Origin of the sequence: Sphingobium sp. B12D2B, from assembly GCF_025961775.1 — a bacterium.
Classification (GTDB): Bacteria; Pseudomonadota; Alphaproteobacteria; order Sphingomonadales; family Sphingomonadaceae; genus Sphingobium.
Genome location: NZ_JAOQOH010000001.1, coordinates 2,126,877 through 2,141,655 on the forward strand (window position 1 = coordinate 2,126,877; position 14,779 = coordinate 2,141,655).

Consider the following 14,779-nt stretch of genomic DNA (forward strand, 5'->3'; position numbering starts at 1 on the left):
CTCCCATGGATCAGGAAAGACCTGCGATGACCTCAGCAAGCCAGACCCGCGCCCTCCTCGCGCGATATTATGACGCCTTCAATGTCGGCGATGCCGAGACCATGCTGGCCTGCCTCGCCGACGATGTGGTGCATGATATCAATCAGGGCGAACGGGAATCCGGCAAGGACGCCTTCCGCGCCTTTCTGGGCCGGATGGACCGCGCCTATCGCGAGCGCCTCGCCGACATCGCGCTGATGGTGAATGAGGACGGCAGTCGCGCCGCGGCGGAATTCATCGTCCATGGCGAATATCTCGTCGGCGAGGCCGGCCTGCCTCCCGCGCATGGCCAAAGCTATGTGCTGCCGGCCGCGGCCTTCTTCGAGGTGCGGGACGAGCTGATCCGCCGTGTCACGGTGTACTACAATCTTGCCGACTGGATCGCGCAGGTCAGCCGGGAAGACGCGCCAGCGTGAGCAACCTGACCGTCGAGACGCTGCGGGACCGCGAGGCGCGCCATGCCGCCATCGACGATCTCGCCCGCCTGCGCATCACCGTCTTTCGTGAATGGCCCTATCTCTATGACGGCTCGGTCGATTACGAGCAGCGCTATCTGAGCGCGTTTCTCGACGGCGCCGATGCGGCGTTGGTCATCGCACGGGATGGCAGCGCCATCATCGGCGCAGCCACCGCCTCGCCCATGAGCGGGCAGGACGAACCGCTGCAGGCGCCATTCCGCGCGCAGGGCATCGAGGTGGATCGGCTCTTCTACTTCGGCGAGTCCGTGCTGCTCGATGCCTATCGTGGCCACGGCCTTGGCCACGCCTTTTTCGATGCGCGCGAAGCCGCCGCACGCGAGGCCGGCGCGACGGCGACCTGCTTTTGCGGCGTCATTCGCCCTGCCGATCATCCGCTCCGCCCCGCTGAGGCCCGCGACCTTGGCCCATTCTGGCGCAAGCGGGGCTATCAGCTGCTGGAGCGCATCATGGCGGAATATCGCTGGAAGGACATCGACCAGACGGACGAGACCAGCCACCCGATGCAGTTCTGGTCCCGCGACCTGTAACCCTAGAACAGCTTGCGGAAGCTCAACCGGACGGTGCGGCCCAGAGGATCGATGAAGGCAGGCTGATAGGCGAAGGGCACTGCGCCATTGCCATCCGTGACGCGCTGGCGCGCATCGAAGACGTTATCGACCCCAAGCTGGAGCCGCGCGCCGCGCAGGAACGAGGCTTTCTCGATCAGGCCGGGCATCTGATTGAAGTTCACGAACGCCCGCACGTCCACCTTGGCCAGCGCACCGAAGCGCAGCTGGCTGGCCGGCAGCCCTGCCGTGCCATTAACGCGCGAGGGGCTGCGCCAGCTGCCGGTCAGCCGCAGACCATAGCCGCTCTGCGAAACGCCGGTGCGCAGCTCGATCAGATGCCGCGACGGCCCGCTGGTGTCGCCCAGCGTATCGCCATCTAGCAGATCGAGCACGGGCAGGCTCGGGGCCAATTGCGTGGTGTTGGTCAGCGCCCACTCGTGATGGATGGAGAAGTCGACGCGTCCGCCGCCGCCACCGCCTGCACCGCCCCGTCCACCGGGACCACCGGGACCAAAGCCGCCCGGCCGGGGGCCGGGTGCATCGCCCGGAGGGGGTCCATCCGCGCCGGGTGGCGTCTGGGCTCCGGCCTGTCCGCCCCTGCCCGGCCGATCCGCACCGCCCGTTTCCCCGCGCGCGGCCCGCTCGGCCTGCCGCCGCTGGAACGCAGCCCGCATGGCATCGATCTGGCTCTGCGGGGTGGCAAGGCGTTTGCTGAAGCTGAAACCCCAGCGGAGCACTTCCCGCGTCTGCTCGGCGATGTTGATCGGGCGCAGGTCTACCTGCGTGAGGCGGCCGCTTTCATCGCGCAGGAACCGCTCCGGGAAAGCGCCGATGGTGTCCGCCGTCACGCCCGGAAAGGCCGACACGCCACCCTCGGTCGCGCGGTGATTGTAGGATATGTCGAACCGCAGGCGCGGCTCGCGCAGAACCGAGATGTCCGCCCCGAGCCGGAACGTCTTCACCCGCGCCTTGTCGAGATCGGGATTGCCGCCGGTGATTGTTGTCACCAGCACGGATTCGCCGCGCGCGAAATCGAAGATCGGTACGAAGGGCGTAAAGGTCTGCGCGTCGCCGATCTGAGCCACCGTCGCGGCGGAGTCTTCATCGCTGTAACCGGCCGAGAGGGACAGGAAGCCAAGCGGCGACCAGTTGAGACCCAGCCCGAAGTTCCGCAACGTGCCGGCATCCGAATAATGATCGAGCCCGAGCGTAGCGTTGGCGGACATGCGCCCGATGCCCGAGGAGGCGGGCACGAGGGGGATGTCCACGGTGAGCGACCCGGTCGCGCTGTCCCGCCCAAGGTCGCGAACCGAAGGGACCAGATCGCGCTCGCGCATATTCTCGATCCGCGTGAGCGCGCCGCCCAGCTTCATCGTGGCCATGACCTCACCGGCCGGCAGCCTGAACAGCGGCCGGTTATGGATGAAGGTGATGTCCGCCGTATCCGAGGTGCTGCGTGTGAGGTCCGCAGCGCGCGCGTTGAGAAAGGCGGCATCGATCGGCAGGCTAGGGTCGGCCGCCGGATCGCCGGCCGCCAGCGCGTCGGCATAATCTGACAGATCGAACGGGCGGCCGGTGATGACGCGGCTCTCGGCGCGCGCATAATTGGCGGTCAGCGTCCATTGCCCCGTGCTGCGCTCGGCATTGACGGTGAGGCCGACCGTGCCCGTCTGGCTCTTGGAGGCGCGCCCCAGAGCGCTGGCGCCCGCCAGTTGCGGGTAGAAGAGCAGATCGTCGGCGCCCGGCGCATAAGGCGTTCCGGCGGGAATCGTCACGCCCGGCAGGGTAAGGCCAACGAGGCTGTCCCGCCGATTGGTTACCAGCTCGCCGCTCAACGTCGCCTTGGTGCGTTCGCCCAAAGGGCGGCTATAGCTGGCATTGAGCGTCAGCGTCTCCTGCGCGGCCTGCAGACTGCGCGCCGGGCTCTCTGCACGGTCCAGCCCGCGATCGCTCTCCAGAATCGGATCGACGCTCTCATGCTCGGCGCTGATGTTCACCCGCTGGCTGTTGCGGATCAGGAAGAGCCCGCCCTGCAGCTCCAGCGAAGCGCCATCGCCAGCGGTCGGCACCCGGCCATCGACCTCGGCCGTGACCGCGCGGAAGCGCTGGCGCAGGACGATGTTCATTACCTTCTGGTCGGCGCCGTAACCATAGCGAAGCCCAACCTCTTCCGGCAGGATGTCGATCCGCGCGATGGCCTCGGCCGGGAGGCGGGCGATCTCGCGGAAGCCGGAAATGCGGTGCCCTTCGAGCAATGTCACCGGCGGCTTTCCGCTCGCGCTCTGCAGCTCAGGACCGAGTTCGGTCAGCAGGTCGCTGATCGTGCTGACGCCCAGGGCCCGGATGTCCGCTGGGCGCAGCTGCAACTCAGGGGTGGCATTGCCGATGACCGCGCCCCGCTCGCGCTGACCGCTGACCACGATCTCCTCGATATCCGTCCCCACGCCCTCATCGAGATGGGTATCCGCTTCCTGCGCCTGGCCCATTGCTGGGATCAGGGGAAAGGAAGAGGTCGCCAGGAACAGAGCGGCGGCAGTGCGTCGTTTGGCTGGCATAGAAACCTTCAGAACGAGGGAGAGCCGAGGCTCGACCGGATGGGGATGGCAAACAGCGAAACGGGTTCATTTCTGGCCTGTCCGCCAAGACCGCATTGCAAAATGCCGCCGCCGCCTTCAATCCTGCAATTTGTACTAAAATGTCACCCCGTCCGTGGCGGGGATGGCACACATAAGAGGAGAGGCGCGCAATGACTTTGCCGATCGAAGACAGGCTCGGCCTGCAGGATCTTATCGCCAATTATAGCTGGGCGCTGGATACCGGCGATGTCGATGGGCTGGTCGCCTGCTTCACCCCCGATGCGCGCATGGTGGAGGAGGTCTTCGAGGATCCAGACATCTGGGAAGGCCATGAGGGCATTCGCGGCATTGCCGAGCATTATCGCAATGCGCCGGGCTTTCCGGGCCGGCAGCATCATGTCACCCAGACGCAGTTCATGCCGCAGCCGGACGGATCGGTGAAGATGCGCTCCTTCGCCTTCGTGACCGAATGCGAGGGCGAGCCGCCCTATCTGCTGCGCTTTGCCGGCTGGTATGACGACCATGCCGTGAAGGGCGCGGACGGGGGCTGGCTGCTCCATCGCCGCACCGTGCGCCTTTGGGATGGCGAAGTGCTGAAGAACTTCCCCGGCAAGGGCGAATGGGTGCCCCGCAAGCGCCCGGAATCGCTGATCATCAAGCGGTAAGCCCGCCCGTCACCCCGCCTTCGCGCCGACCAGGTCCAGCACCCGGTCGGCATAGTCGGGGCGGCAGATCAGCAAATCGGGCATGTAGACATCGGCCTGATTGTAGCGCAGCGGCGTGCCGTCGATGCGCGAGCAATGCAAACCATGAGCCAGCGCGACGGCGACGGGTGCGCAACTGTCCCACTCATATTGGCCGCCGCTGTGCAGGTAGATATCCGCCGCGCCGCGCACGACCGCCATCGCCTTGGCGCCGGCCGAGCCCATCGGGACCAGTTCGGCACCCAGCGCCTGCGCGACCGACAGCGCCTCGGGCGCCGGGCGAGTGCGGCTGACGACCATGCGGGGCGTCGCAGGTGCCGGCGGTACGGCAATCGGCCGGTCCGAGCGCATCACCAGCCCCATGTCCGGCAGGGCGACGGCGCCAAGGGTGGCCACGCCATCCACGGCGAGCGCGACATGGACCGCCCAGTCCGCTCGCGCCTCGCCATATTCGCGCGTGCCATCGACCGGATCGACGATCCAGACGCGGGACTTGGCGAGCCGATCCTTTGTGTCGCGGCTCTCTTCGGAGAGCAGGCCGTCGTCGGGTCTCTCGCGTCCGAGCGCCTCGCACAGATAGGCATTGGCGAGGGCATCGCCCTCATTGCCCAGCGCCTTTCCGTCGAAGCGCGCTTCATCCCGCAAGGCGAGCAGCCGCCGGCCCGCTTCCTCCGCGAGGTGCGCGGCCAGCTCTGCGTCCGTCACAGATCCGGGCTCCACACGCCCACGATACGCTCCACGATGAGGTCCGCCGCCTGCTCGGGCGTGAGGGCTTGGGTATCGATGCGGATTTCCGGCTTCTCGGGCGCCTCATAGGGGCTGTCGATCCCGGTGAAGTTCTTGAGCTCCCCGGCGCGGGCCTTCTTGTAGAGGCCCTTGACGTCCCGGCGCTCCGCCTCGGCCAGCGGGGTGTCGACGAACACCTCGATGAACTCGCCCGCCGGCAACATCGCGCGGACCATGTCCCGCTCGGCACGGAAGGGTGAGATGAAGGCGGTGATCACGATCAGCCCGGCATCTGCCATCAGCTTGGTCACCTCGCCGACGCGGCGGATATTCTCGATCCGGTCGGCCTCGGTAAAGCCCAGATCCTTGTTCAGGCCATGGCGGACATTGTCGCCGTCGAGCAGGAAGCTGTGGCGGCCCAGCGCGAACAGCTTCTTCTCGACGATGTTGGCGATGGTCGACTTGCCGGAGCCGGACAGGCCGGTGAACCAAAGCACTGCAGGCTGCTGGCCCTTCTGCGCCGCATGAGCTTCACGGCTGACATCCATCGCCTGCCAGTGAACATTCTGCGCCCGCCGCAGCGAGAAGTTCAGCATGCCGGCCGCAACGGTGGAATTGGTGATCTTGTCGATGAGGATGAAGCCGCCCAGCGTGCGGTTCTCGGCATAAGGCTCGAACACGATGGCCTTGTCGGTCGTCAGCTCGGCGACGCCGATGGCATTCAGCTCCAGCGTCTTGGCTGCGAGATGCTCCATGGTGTTGACGTTGACGACATATTTGGGCGGCTGGACCGTCGCGGAGACAGTCTGCGTGCCGATCTTGAGCCAATAGGCCCGGCCGGGAATCAGGGCATCGTCGGACATCCACACGACGGTGGATTCGAACTGATCGGCCGCCTGCGGCGGGTTTTCGGCGGACGCGATCACATCGCCACGCGAGCAGTCGACCTCATCGGCAAGGCAGAGCGTGACCGACTGGCCGGCAACGGCTTCGTCCAGATCGCTATCCAGCGTCACGATGCGCGTGACCGTGCTGGTCTTGCCCGAGGGGAGCACGCGGATGGCATCACCCGGCTTGATCGCGCCGCTGGCGACCAGGCCCGAGAAACCGCGGAAATCCAGGTTCGGCCGATTGACCCATTGCACCGGCATGCGGAACGGACGGGCCTGATCGGCGCTGTTATCAACCTCGACCGTTTCCAGATAATCGACCAGCGTCGGCCCCTGATACCAGGGCGTGTTGGCCGAGAGGGTCGTGATGTTGTCGCCCTTGAAGCCGGAGATCGGCATGGGCACGAACTGCTCGATGCCGATTTCCTTGGCGAAAGCACCATAATCCGCGACGATCTTGTCGAACAGGGCGCGGTCGTAACCGACCAGATCCATTTTGTTCACGGCAAGCACGATGTGGCGGATGCCGACAAGCTGCGCGAGATAGCTATGCCGCCGCGTCTGGGTCAGCACGCCCTTGCGCGCGTCGATGAGGATCACGGCGAGGTCGGCCGTGGAAGCACCCGTCACCATGTTGCGGGTATATTGCTCATGGCCCGGCGTGTCGGCGACGATGAACTTGCGCTTTTCCGTCGTGAAGAAGCGGTAGGCGACATCGATGGTGATGCCCTGCTCGCGCTCGGCGGCGAGACCATCCACCAGCAGCGCGAAGTCGATCTCCTGCCCCTGCGTGCCGACGCGCTTGCTGTCGGCCTCCAGCGCGGCAAGCTGATCCTCGAAGATCATCTTGCTGTCGTAGAGCAGCCGCCCGATCAGGGTCGACTTGCCGTCGTCCACGCTGCCACAGGTGATGAAGCGCAGTAGCGACTTGTGCTGATGCTGCTCCAGATAGGCATCGATATCCTGCGCGATGAGGGCATCGGTCTGGTAGACCGGCGTCTCGAGGGTGGCGTCGGCCATCAGAAATAGCCCTCCTGCTTCTTCTTCTCCATGCTGGCGGCACCACCATCCTTGTCGATGATGCGCCCCTGCCGCTCGCTGGTGGTGGTGAGCAGCATTTCCTGAATAACCTCGGACAGCGTGCTCGCCTCGCTTTCGACCGCGCCGGTGAGCGGATAGCAGCCCAGCGTGCGAAAGCGGATCGAACGCATCACCGGCTCCTCGCCGGGGCGCAGCGGGAAGCGCTCGTCATCGACCATCAGCAGCATCCCGTCGCGCTCCACCGTCGGGCGCGGCTGCGCGAAGTAGAGCGGCACGATGGGGATGCGATTGAGCTGGATATATTGCCAGATGTCCAGCTCAGTCCAGTTGCTGATCGGGAAGACACGGATGCTCTCGCCCTTGGCCTTCTTCGCATTGTAGAGGTTCCACAGCTCGGGCCGCTGGTTCTTGGGGTCCCAGCCATGGCTTGCGGTGCGGAAGGAGAAGATGCGCTCCTTGGCGCGGCTCTTCTCCTCATCGCGGCGCGCGCCGCCGAAGGCGACGTCGAAGCCGTAGAGATTGAGCGCCTGCTTGAGACCCTCGGTCTTCCACATGTCCGTGTGGAGCGGGCCATGATCGAACGGGTTGATGCCCCGCTCCTTGGCCTCGGGATTCTGGTAGACGAGCAGTTCCATCCCGCTTTCTTCCGCCATGCGGTTGCGCAGCTCGTACATCGCCTTGAACTTCCATGTCGTATCGACATGGAGCAGCGGAAAGGGCGGCGGTGAGGGATAGAAGGCCTTGCGCGCCAGATGCAGCATCACCGCGCTGTCCTTGCCCACCGAGTAGAGCATCACCGGCTTTTCCGCCTCGGCCGCCACCTCACGCATGATGTGGATGCTCTCGGCTTCGAGGCGTTCGAGATGCGTGAGCGTACGGGTCATGGAAAGTCCTGGACTGGAAGGGCCGGTGGCATGTCGATTAATCGTGGCCGATTAATCTGGCCACGCTGCTAGCCCAGCACCAGAGGCGGTGCAGCAAGCTTTTCCTACGATCCGCCACAGTTTGGCTTGGGCAGTCGCGCCTGAGTTTGCGACTGCCCCGTGAGAAGCGGGCCCTTAAGCCTCTTCTGCCGCCTTCTTCTTTGCCGGCGCTTTCTTCGCGGCAGGCTTCTTGGCGGCGGCCTTTTTGGCAGGCGCCTTGGCGGTCGCGGCCTTCTTCTTGGCCGGTGCCTTCTTGCCCTTCTTCTTGGCCGGCGCGGCGGCCGCGCGCGCATCGATAAGCTGAGCCGCTTCCTCCAGCGTCAGCGCGTCCGGCGCCACGCTCTTGGGCAGAGTCGCATTGGTGGTGCCATCGGTGACATAGGGGCCATAGCGGCCTTCCATCAGCTTGATCTCGGCCTCGGTGCGGGGATGGGCGCCTAAAACCTTGAGCGGCTCGGCGGCCTTGCGGGGGCCGCCGCGATTGGCGGCATCGGCTAGCTTCGCGACGGCGGCATTCATGCCCGTCTCGAAAATCTCCACGGTAGAGCCCAGCCGGGCATATTTGCCCTCATGCGCTAGATAGGGGCCATAGCGCCCGAGGCTGGCCACGATCGGCTTGCCGGTTTCGGGATGGTCGCCGATCGTGCGCGGCAGCGAGAGCAGCTTGACCGCCCAGTCGAGCGTCAGTTCGCCATCCGGCAGATCCTTGGGGATCGAGGCGCGCTTGGCCTCCTTACCATTGCCCATTTCGACATAAGGCCCGAAGCGACCCGACTTGCGCAGGATAGGCTCCCCGGTCTCGGGGTGCTTGCCAAGCTCCTCGGGCCCGGTATCCGCCTCGCCACTGCCCCCAGGCTGGCCGAATTTGCGGGTGAACTTGCACTCGGGATAATTGGAGCAGGCGATGAATGCGCCGAAGCGCCCGCCGCGTAGCGACAGGCGCCCGTCCGCGCACAGCGGACAGGCTCGCGGATCGCTGCCGTCGGCCCTGTCCGGGAAGAGCATCGGCGCGAGAAATTCGTCCAGCTCCGCGGTGATCTCGGACGGCTTGCGATCCATGATCTCGACCGTCTTGGGCTTGAAGTCGCGCCAGAAGGCTTCCAGCACCGCCTGCCACTGGGCGCGGCCGCCGGAAATCTCGTCCAGCTCATCTTCAAGGCCGGCAGTGAACTCATAGGCCACGTAGCGCTCGAAGAAGCGCTCGAGGAAGGCCGTCAGCAGCCGCCCGCTCTCTTCAGCGAAGAACCGGTTCTTCTCGACACGGACATAATCGCGATCCTTGAGTGTCTGGATCGTCGAGGCGTAGGTGGACGGGCGCCCGATGCCCAGTTCCTCCAGCCGCTTGACGAGGCTCGCCTCGCTGTAGCGCGGCGGCGGCTGGGTGAAGTGCTGCTCCGCGCGCACATCGCGCTTGGCCGGTTGGTCACCTGCGGACATCGCGGGCAGCAGCTTGCTGTCCTCATCGGCCACGTCGTCGCGACCTTCCTCATACAGGGCCAGGAAGCCGGGGAACAGCACGACCTGCCCGGTCGCCCGCAGCGCGTGCTGTCCGGTGCCGTCGGTGAACTCGACCGCCGTGCGCTCCAGCCGCGCCGAGGCCATCTGGCTCGCCAGCGCGCGCTTGAAGATCAGATCGTACAGCTTGGCATGAACGCCCGAACCCACGCTCTCGCGCGTGAACTCGGTTGGGCGGATCGCCTCGTGCGCTTCCTGCGCGTTCTTGGCCTTGGTCTGGTACATGCGCGGCTTGTCCGGCAGATAGCCACCGTCATAGCGGTCCGCGATGGCCTTGCGCGCGGCGGAAATGGCGCTGCCATCCATCTGCACGCCGTCGGTCCGCATATAGGTGATCGCGCCATCTTCGTAGAGCTGTTGGGCGACGCGCATGGTTTCGTTGGCTGAAAGACCGAGCTTGCGCGCGGCCTCCTGCTGCAGCGTCGAGGTGGTGAAGGGCGGCGGCGGATTGCGGGTGGCCGGCTTGGTCTCGACAGAGGAGACGGTGAAGCGGCCGGCCTCCACATCAGCCTTGGCAGCCTTGGCATCGCCTTCCTTGCCGATGGTCAGCCGGTCGATCTTGTCGCCACGCCAGCGCACCAGCCGCGCCTCGAAGCTCTGCCCGGCCTGCTCCAGATCGGCGGTGACCGACCAATATTCCTGCGGCGTGAACGCCTCGATCTCGCGCTCACGCTCGACGATGATGCGCAACGCAACCGATTGAACGCGCCCGGCGGACTTGGCGCCGGGCAGCTTGCGCCACAGCACCGGCGAGAGCGTGAAGCCGACCAGATAATCCAGCGCGCGGCGGGCGCGATAGGCATCGATCAAATCTTCATCGAGGGCGCGCGGCGCCTTCATCGCCTCCGTCACGGCGGCCTTGGTGATGGCATTGAACGTCACGCGATCGACCAGCTTGGGCAGCGCCTTCTTATTGCGCAGCACCTCCTGCACATGCCAGCTGATCGCCTCCCCCTCGCGATCAGGGTCAGTCGCGAGGATCAGACGGTCGGCCTTCTTGGCCTCGTCGGTAATCGCCTTGAGCTGACGGGCCTTGTCGCCGTAATTTTCCCAGGCCATCGAGAAACCATCGTCCGGATCGACCGAGCCATCCTTGGCAGGCAAATCTCGAACATGGCCGTAGGACGCCAACACCCGGAAGTCGCCTCCCAGATATTTTTCGATGGTCTTGGCCTTGGCCGGTGATTCGACGATGACGAGTTGCATAGAGTTCCGCTAACGATCCTTACGTGTACGCGCGAGTCTGGAAACGGCTCGGCCGCAACGTCAAGCGAAATGCTTACTCGCCGACATCGGGCTTGTCGGCTGCCACATGCCGGCGGTGCCACGTCGCCTGCCGCCAGATATAGATCAGCACGATCAACAGGATGATGCCCGTCGACAGCGGCCCGAGGAACTGCTCGATATTGCTGAATCGCCGCCCGAGCACCCAACCGGCAATCGCCAGGCCGGAGCTCCATGCCGCAGTGCCGACCGCCGACCACACAAAAAAGCGGATCAGCCGCATCCGCAGAACGCCGGCGGGAATGGAAATGACCGAGCGAATGGTCGGGAGGACCCGGCCGATCATCACGATCGGCCCGCCGAAGCGCCGAAACAGGCCCTGCGCGCGCTCCACCTCTGGCCAGTCGAGCGTCAGCCAGCGGCCATATCGCTCGATGAGCGGGCGGAAGCGATGCAGGCCGATCATCCGCGCCAGCGCATACCAGAACAGATTGCCGGCCATCGCGCCCGCAGTACCGGCCAGGATCACGCCGCCCAGCCCCATGCCACCCCGCGCGGCGAGCACGCCCGCGACCGGCATGATCACTTCCGATGGGATTGGGGGGAACACGGTCTCCAGAAGCATGAGCAGGAACACGCCGAACAGGCCGGTGCTCTCCACGATATCAAACACCCAATCCTGCATTGAAAACTCCAGTCCAGCGCGCGTTAGCGTTAGGAGACGGGCGGATCTGCAACACGCAGACCCGCCCTGCCTCAACACCCATCAGCGCAAATAGTTGATGATCGCATAAACGCCGATGGCGCAGAGCAGAACAATTATCGATATCGCCGTATAGCCGAAGGGCGAAATCCGCTCGATATGATCCTTGTAGAAGCGCTCATAGCCGGGCCGCAGGTCATCGCGAGCGGACAGCATCGCGACATCATAGGAGGAGGCCTCCTTGCGATACCAGTGGAGAAGGCGGCGCAAATCGTCCTCGTTCAGGTCAGGATATGCGGCGATCAAGGCGTCGATGCGCGCCTGCGCAGCGACAGCCCCGGAGTCGGGGGTCGTCAGTTGTTTCATGATAATTGTCCGAAGTTCGGGTGAGATAGGGCGCCGAGAAGGCGCGATTACCGAGCTTCAGACAGAGGGAGGTGGGCGTGGGCCTCGATTGCGGCGCGCCGCCTGATCGTGGGTTGGGTCAGTGCGGTCCAGCCGCGGCAAGAATTGGGGGAAAGCCTCTGTGTGCCCTGCCGCCACGACATCGGGCGCATAGGGGAGCGGCGGCAGCGCCTGATGCAACTCCGCCTTGGTAAACTCGCTCCGCCCCGGCGGGACCAGCGCAACTTCCACCGTCGAAGCGCTGAAAGCCGAGCCGTTGCGCGGCTGGAATGTCGCGGCACCGTCGGGCCATGCCTGCACCGCGATGAGCGCAAGGAGCAACAAGGATAGCAGCCGGCGCATCATCGCGCCGGGCAGTCCTCGCCCCTGCCAGGCGGGCGGCGTGTCAGGCGATGCCACCTCAGGCAAAGCTCACCCGTCCCCCGGCATGGCGCTGCAGACGACCGGCAATCTCAAGCTCCAGCAGCGCCGTCTGCACGCTCGCCGGTGCTAAGCCGCTCTGCCGGATCAGTTCGTCAACCGCCACCGGGCTGAGGCTGAGCAAGCCCGTCACGCGCTGCCGTTCCGCCTCCCCCAGATCGTCAGATGGCGGCTGCGACAGGAAGTCGCGCTGCCCCGAGCGCAGCGCGCGCGGATCGAGCGACGCGATCGCCTCCACGACATCCTGCGCGCTTTGCACCAGCGTGGCGCCGTCGCGAATGAGGGCATTACAGCCATGGGCGCGCGGATCGGCCGGAAAGCCGGGCACGGCCATCACCTCCCGCCCCTCCTCGCCCGCCAGCCGCGCAGTCAGCAGCGAGCCCGAGCGCGGCGCAGCCTCCACCACCACCGTACCCAGGCTCATCCAGGCGATGATCCGGTTGCGGGCGGGAAAGTGGCGGGCAAGCGGCTCAGCGCCGGGCGGCAGTTCGGTGAGCAGCAAGCCCTCGCGCGCAACCCGCTCCTGCAGATCGGCATTTTCCGCCGGGAAATTGACGTCGATGCCGGACCCGATCACCGCAACGGTCCGCGCGATCCCGGCCCCCTGATGCGCGGCGGTGTCGATGCCGCGCGCGAGACCGGAGACCACGACGATGCCGGCCTCTTGCAGGGCATGGGCCAGTTCTCGCGCAAATCGGCAGGCTGCGGCGGAGGCATTGCGCGCACCGACGATGGCGACACAGCGCTCAACGCCCAGCCCCACGTTGCCCCGGGCGATGAGCACCGGCGGGGCACCTTCGGCCTGGCCGAGCAGAGCCGGGTAATCCGCCTCGCCCAGAAACAGATAATGCGCGCCCAGCCGCTCGACCTGCGCGATTTCGGCATCGACGCTGTGGCGATCACAGGGCTTGAAGCGCCGGTTTCCGCCGCGCGAGGCGAGATCGGGCAGCGCCTCCAGAGCGCGTCCCGCCGTGCCGAAGCGGGCTAGCAGTTGCCGATAGGCGACCGGGCCGATATTCGGCGTCCGGATGAGCCGCAGGCGATCGTACCGATCTGCGTTGAGCGTCGTCATGCGGCGCGGGAGCTTCCCACGCGCGGTTCTTCCCCGCGCAGCAGGCGCGCGATGTTCAACCGATGCCGCCACAGCACCACGAGCGCCATGCCGGCGATGGGCGCCGCCAGATCGGGCCGGCCAATCAGCAACGCTGCCACCGGCGCGCTGATGGCCGCGCTCATGCCGCCCACCGAACTGATCCGAAACAGGGCAAGCGCGGCCAGCCAGACCGCCGCAAAGACCAGTCCGGCGATCCAGGACAGTGCAAGACATACGCCCAGCATCGTCGCCACGCCCTTGCCGCCGCGAAAACTCAGCCAGACCGGATAGCAATGCCCCACAAAGGCCATGACGCCGCCAATAGTGGCGCCGCTGAGGGCCATATCACCGACCGGCATCAGCCATGCGCCGACCATCGCCGCGACGGCGCCTTTCGCGCCATCCAGCAGGAGCGTCGCAGCCGCGAGGCCCTTGCGCCCGGTGCGCAGCACATTGGTCGCGCCGATATTGCCGGAGCCGATCGCGCGCAGGTCCCCTGCCCCAGCCAGCCGCGTAAGGATGATGCCGAAGGGGATGGACCCCAGAAGATAGCCGACAAGCGCGACAAGGGCCGGCAACTGCCATTGCATGGGAATTCTGCTCCTGTTTCGCCGGTGACCTTTGCGCAGCAGCGGGCGATCTTGCAAGCAGGGATCGCGTGCGGGTGCCCGGCGGGTGGCGCGGACGGGCCCATCGCATGACTTTAATTTGCAACATTTCTGTCATCGATCCATCACAGGATCATGGCAGCGCAACCCGAGATGAAGACAATCGCGGTGTTCAGCCTCAAGGGAGGCGTCGGCAAATCCACCTTTGCCGTTAATCTGGCATGGGCCTCGGCAAGCCTCTCTGCGCGGCGAACGTTGCTGTGGGATCTCGACCCGCAGGGCGCAGCGACCTGGCTCCTGGCCGCGCAAACAGAAACGCGCGACGCCGCCCGAGCGGTCTTCGCGCGGCAGCTGGAACCGGAAGACATCTGCCAACCCACCGCCATCCCCGGCCTCGATCTCTTGGCCGCAGACATGTCCCTTCACGGTCTGGAGCGGCTGCTCTTCGATCTGGGTAAAAAGCGCCGGTTGGCGAAGCTCCTCTCGGGCCTCGCGCCGCGTTATGACCGCGTCATCCTGGATTGCCCGCCCGGGCTCACCGAGACAGCCGAGCAGGTGCTGCGGGGCGCAGATCTTGTCGTGGCGCCGGTGATCCCCTCACCGCTCGCCCGCAAATCGCTCGATGATCTGGCCAGCATCCTGATCCGGCGCGGCGGATGGCATCCCCCGATCCTGCCGGTGTTCTCGATGGTGGACCGGCGGCGCAAGCTCCATGCCGAGGCGCTCGAAGCCCATCCAGACTGGCCGATCGTCAGCTACTCCAGCCTTGTCGAGCAGATGGGCTTCCGGCGTGCGCCGCTCGCCACTTATGCCGCCCAGAGCCAGCCGGCCGAGCAATTTGCGACGATCTGGCAAGCCATCGAGCGCCGTCTCGCCAAAGGGTGA

The 14,779-nt window shown here is 65.8% G+C and carries 14 protein-coding genes; 4 read left to right on the top strand and 10 right to left on the bottom strand.

Annotated elements, in window-relative coordinates; translation table 11 throughout:
- Positions 1-26: 26 nt before the first annotated feature.
- Positions 27-455 carry a ketosteroid isomerase-related protein gene (locus tag M2335_RS10085; protein WP_264594597.1) on the top strand — a complete coding sequence of 143 codons (429 nt, stop codon included), beginning with the start codon at positions 27-29 and terminating at the stop codon, positions 453-455.
- Positions 452-1,045 carry a GNAT family N-acetyltransferase gene (locus tag M2335_RS10090; protein ID WP_264594598.1) on the top strand — a complete coding sequence of 198 codons (594 nt, stop codon included), beginning with the start codon at positions 452-454 and terminating at the stop codon, positions 1,043-1,045. The genes M2335_RS10085 and M2335_RS10090 overlap by 4 nt, the downstream gene beginning before the upstream one ends.
- A gap of 2 nt (positions 1,046-1,047) precedes the next feature.
- Here M2335_RS10090 and M2335_RS10095 read toward each other — a convergent pair whose 3' ends face one another.
- Positions 1,048-3,621 (bottom strand): TonB-dependent receptor, encoded by a 2,574-nt coding sequence (locus M2335_RS10095; RefSeq protein ID WP_264594599.1) that lies wholly within the window; start codon positions 3,619-3,621, stop codon positions 1,048-1,050.
- A gap of 191 nt (positions 3,622-3,812) precedes the next feature.
- Between M2335_RS10095 and M2335_RS10100 the strand changes: the two genes are divergently transcribed.
- Entirely contained in the window at positions 3,813-4,307 is a 495-nt protein-coding gene (locus M2335_RS10100) for a nuclear transport factor 2 family protein (protein ID WP_264594600.1), read from the top strand.
- Between the two features lie 9 nt (positions 4,308-4,316).
- Here M2335_RS10100 and M2335_RS10105 read toward each other — a convergent pair whose 3' ends face one another.
- From M2335_RS10105 to plsY, 9 genes are all read right to left on the bottom strand, one after another.
- Positions 4,317-5,051: a 3'(2'),5'-bisphosphate nucleotidase CysQ gene (locus M2335_RS10105; RefSeq protein WP_264594601.1), complete on the bottom strand. Its 735-nt coding sequence runs from the start codon at positions 5,049-5,051 to the stop codon at positions 4,317-4,319.
- Positions 5,048-6,982 (bottom strand): sulfate adenylyltransferase subunit CysN, encoded by a 1,935-nt coding sequence (gene cysN / locus M2335_RS10110; protein ID WP_264594602.1) that lies wholly within the window; start codon positions 6,980-6,982, stop codon positions 5,048-5,050. The genes M2335_RS10105 and cysN overlap by 4 nt, the downstream gene beginning before the upstream one ends.
- The gene (cysD, locus tag M2335_RS10115) at positions 6,982-7,887 is read right to left on the bottom strand and encodes a sulfate adenylyltransferase subunit CysD (protein WP_264570150.1); all 906 of its coding nucleotides are present in this window, start codon (positions 7,885-7,887) and stop codon (positions 6,982-6,984) included. The genes cysN and cysD overlap by 1 nt, the downstream gene beginning before the upstream one ends.
- A gap of 174 nt (positions 7,888-8,061) precedes the next feature.
- Positions 8,062-10,647 (bottom strand): type I DNA topoisomerase, encoded by a 2,586-nt coding sequence (gene topA / locus M2335_RS10120; RefSeq protein WP_264594603.1) that lies wholly within the window; start codon positions 10,645-10,647, stop codon positions 8,062-8,064.
- 73 nt (positions 10,648-10,720) lie between these two features.
- Positions 10,721-11,350, bottom strand: a complete 630-nt coding sequence (locus M2335_RS10125) for a DedA family protein (protein WP_264594604.1) — start codon at positions 11,348-11,350, stop codon at positions 10,721-10,723.
- Positions 11,351-11,431: 81 nt separating this feature from the next.
- Positions 11,432-11,734 carry a hypothetical protein gene (locus M2335_RS10130; protein ID WP_264570147.1) on the bottom strand — a complete coding sequence of 101 codons (303 nt, stop codon included), beginning with the start codon at positions 11,732-11,734 and terminating at the stop codon, positions 11,432-11,434.
- Positions 11,735-11,791: 57 nt separating this feature from the next.
- Positions 11,792-12,172, bottom strand: a complete 381-nt coding sequence (locus M2335_RS10135; protein ID WP_264594605.1) for a hypothetical protein — start codon at positions 12,170-12,172, stop codon at positions 11,792-11,794.
- A 1-nt stretch (position 12,173) separates the two neighbouring features.
- Complete coding sequence (gene dprA, locus M2335_RS10140) at positions 12,174-13,265, bottom strand: DNA-processing protein DprA (protein WP_264594606.1); 1,092 nt, start codon at positions 13,263-13,265, stop codon at positions 12,174-12,176.
- Positions 13,262-13,876 carry a glycerol-3-phosphate 1-O-acyltransferase PlsY gene (gene plsY, locus M2335_RS10145; RefSeq protein ID WP_264594607.1) on the bottom strand — a complete coding sequence of 205 codons (615 nt, stop codon included), beginning with the start codon at positions 13,874-13,876 and terminating at the stop codon, positions 13,262-13,264. The genes dprA and plsY overlap by 4 nt, the downstream gene beginning before the upstream one ends.
- A 153-nt stretch (positions 13,877-14,029) precedes the next feature.
- On the opposite strand from plsY, the gene M2335_RS10150 reads away from it, so the two are divergent.
- Complete coding sequence (locus tag M2335_RS10150; protein WP_264594608.1) at positions 14,030-14,779, top strand: ParA family protein; 750 nt, start codon at positions 14,030-14,032, stop codon at positions 14,777-14,779.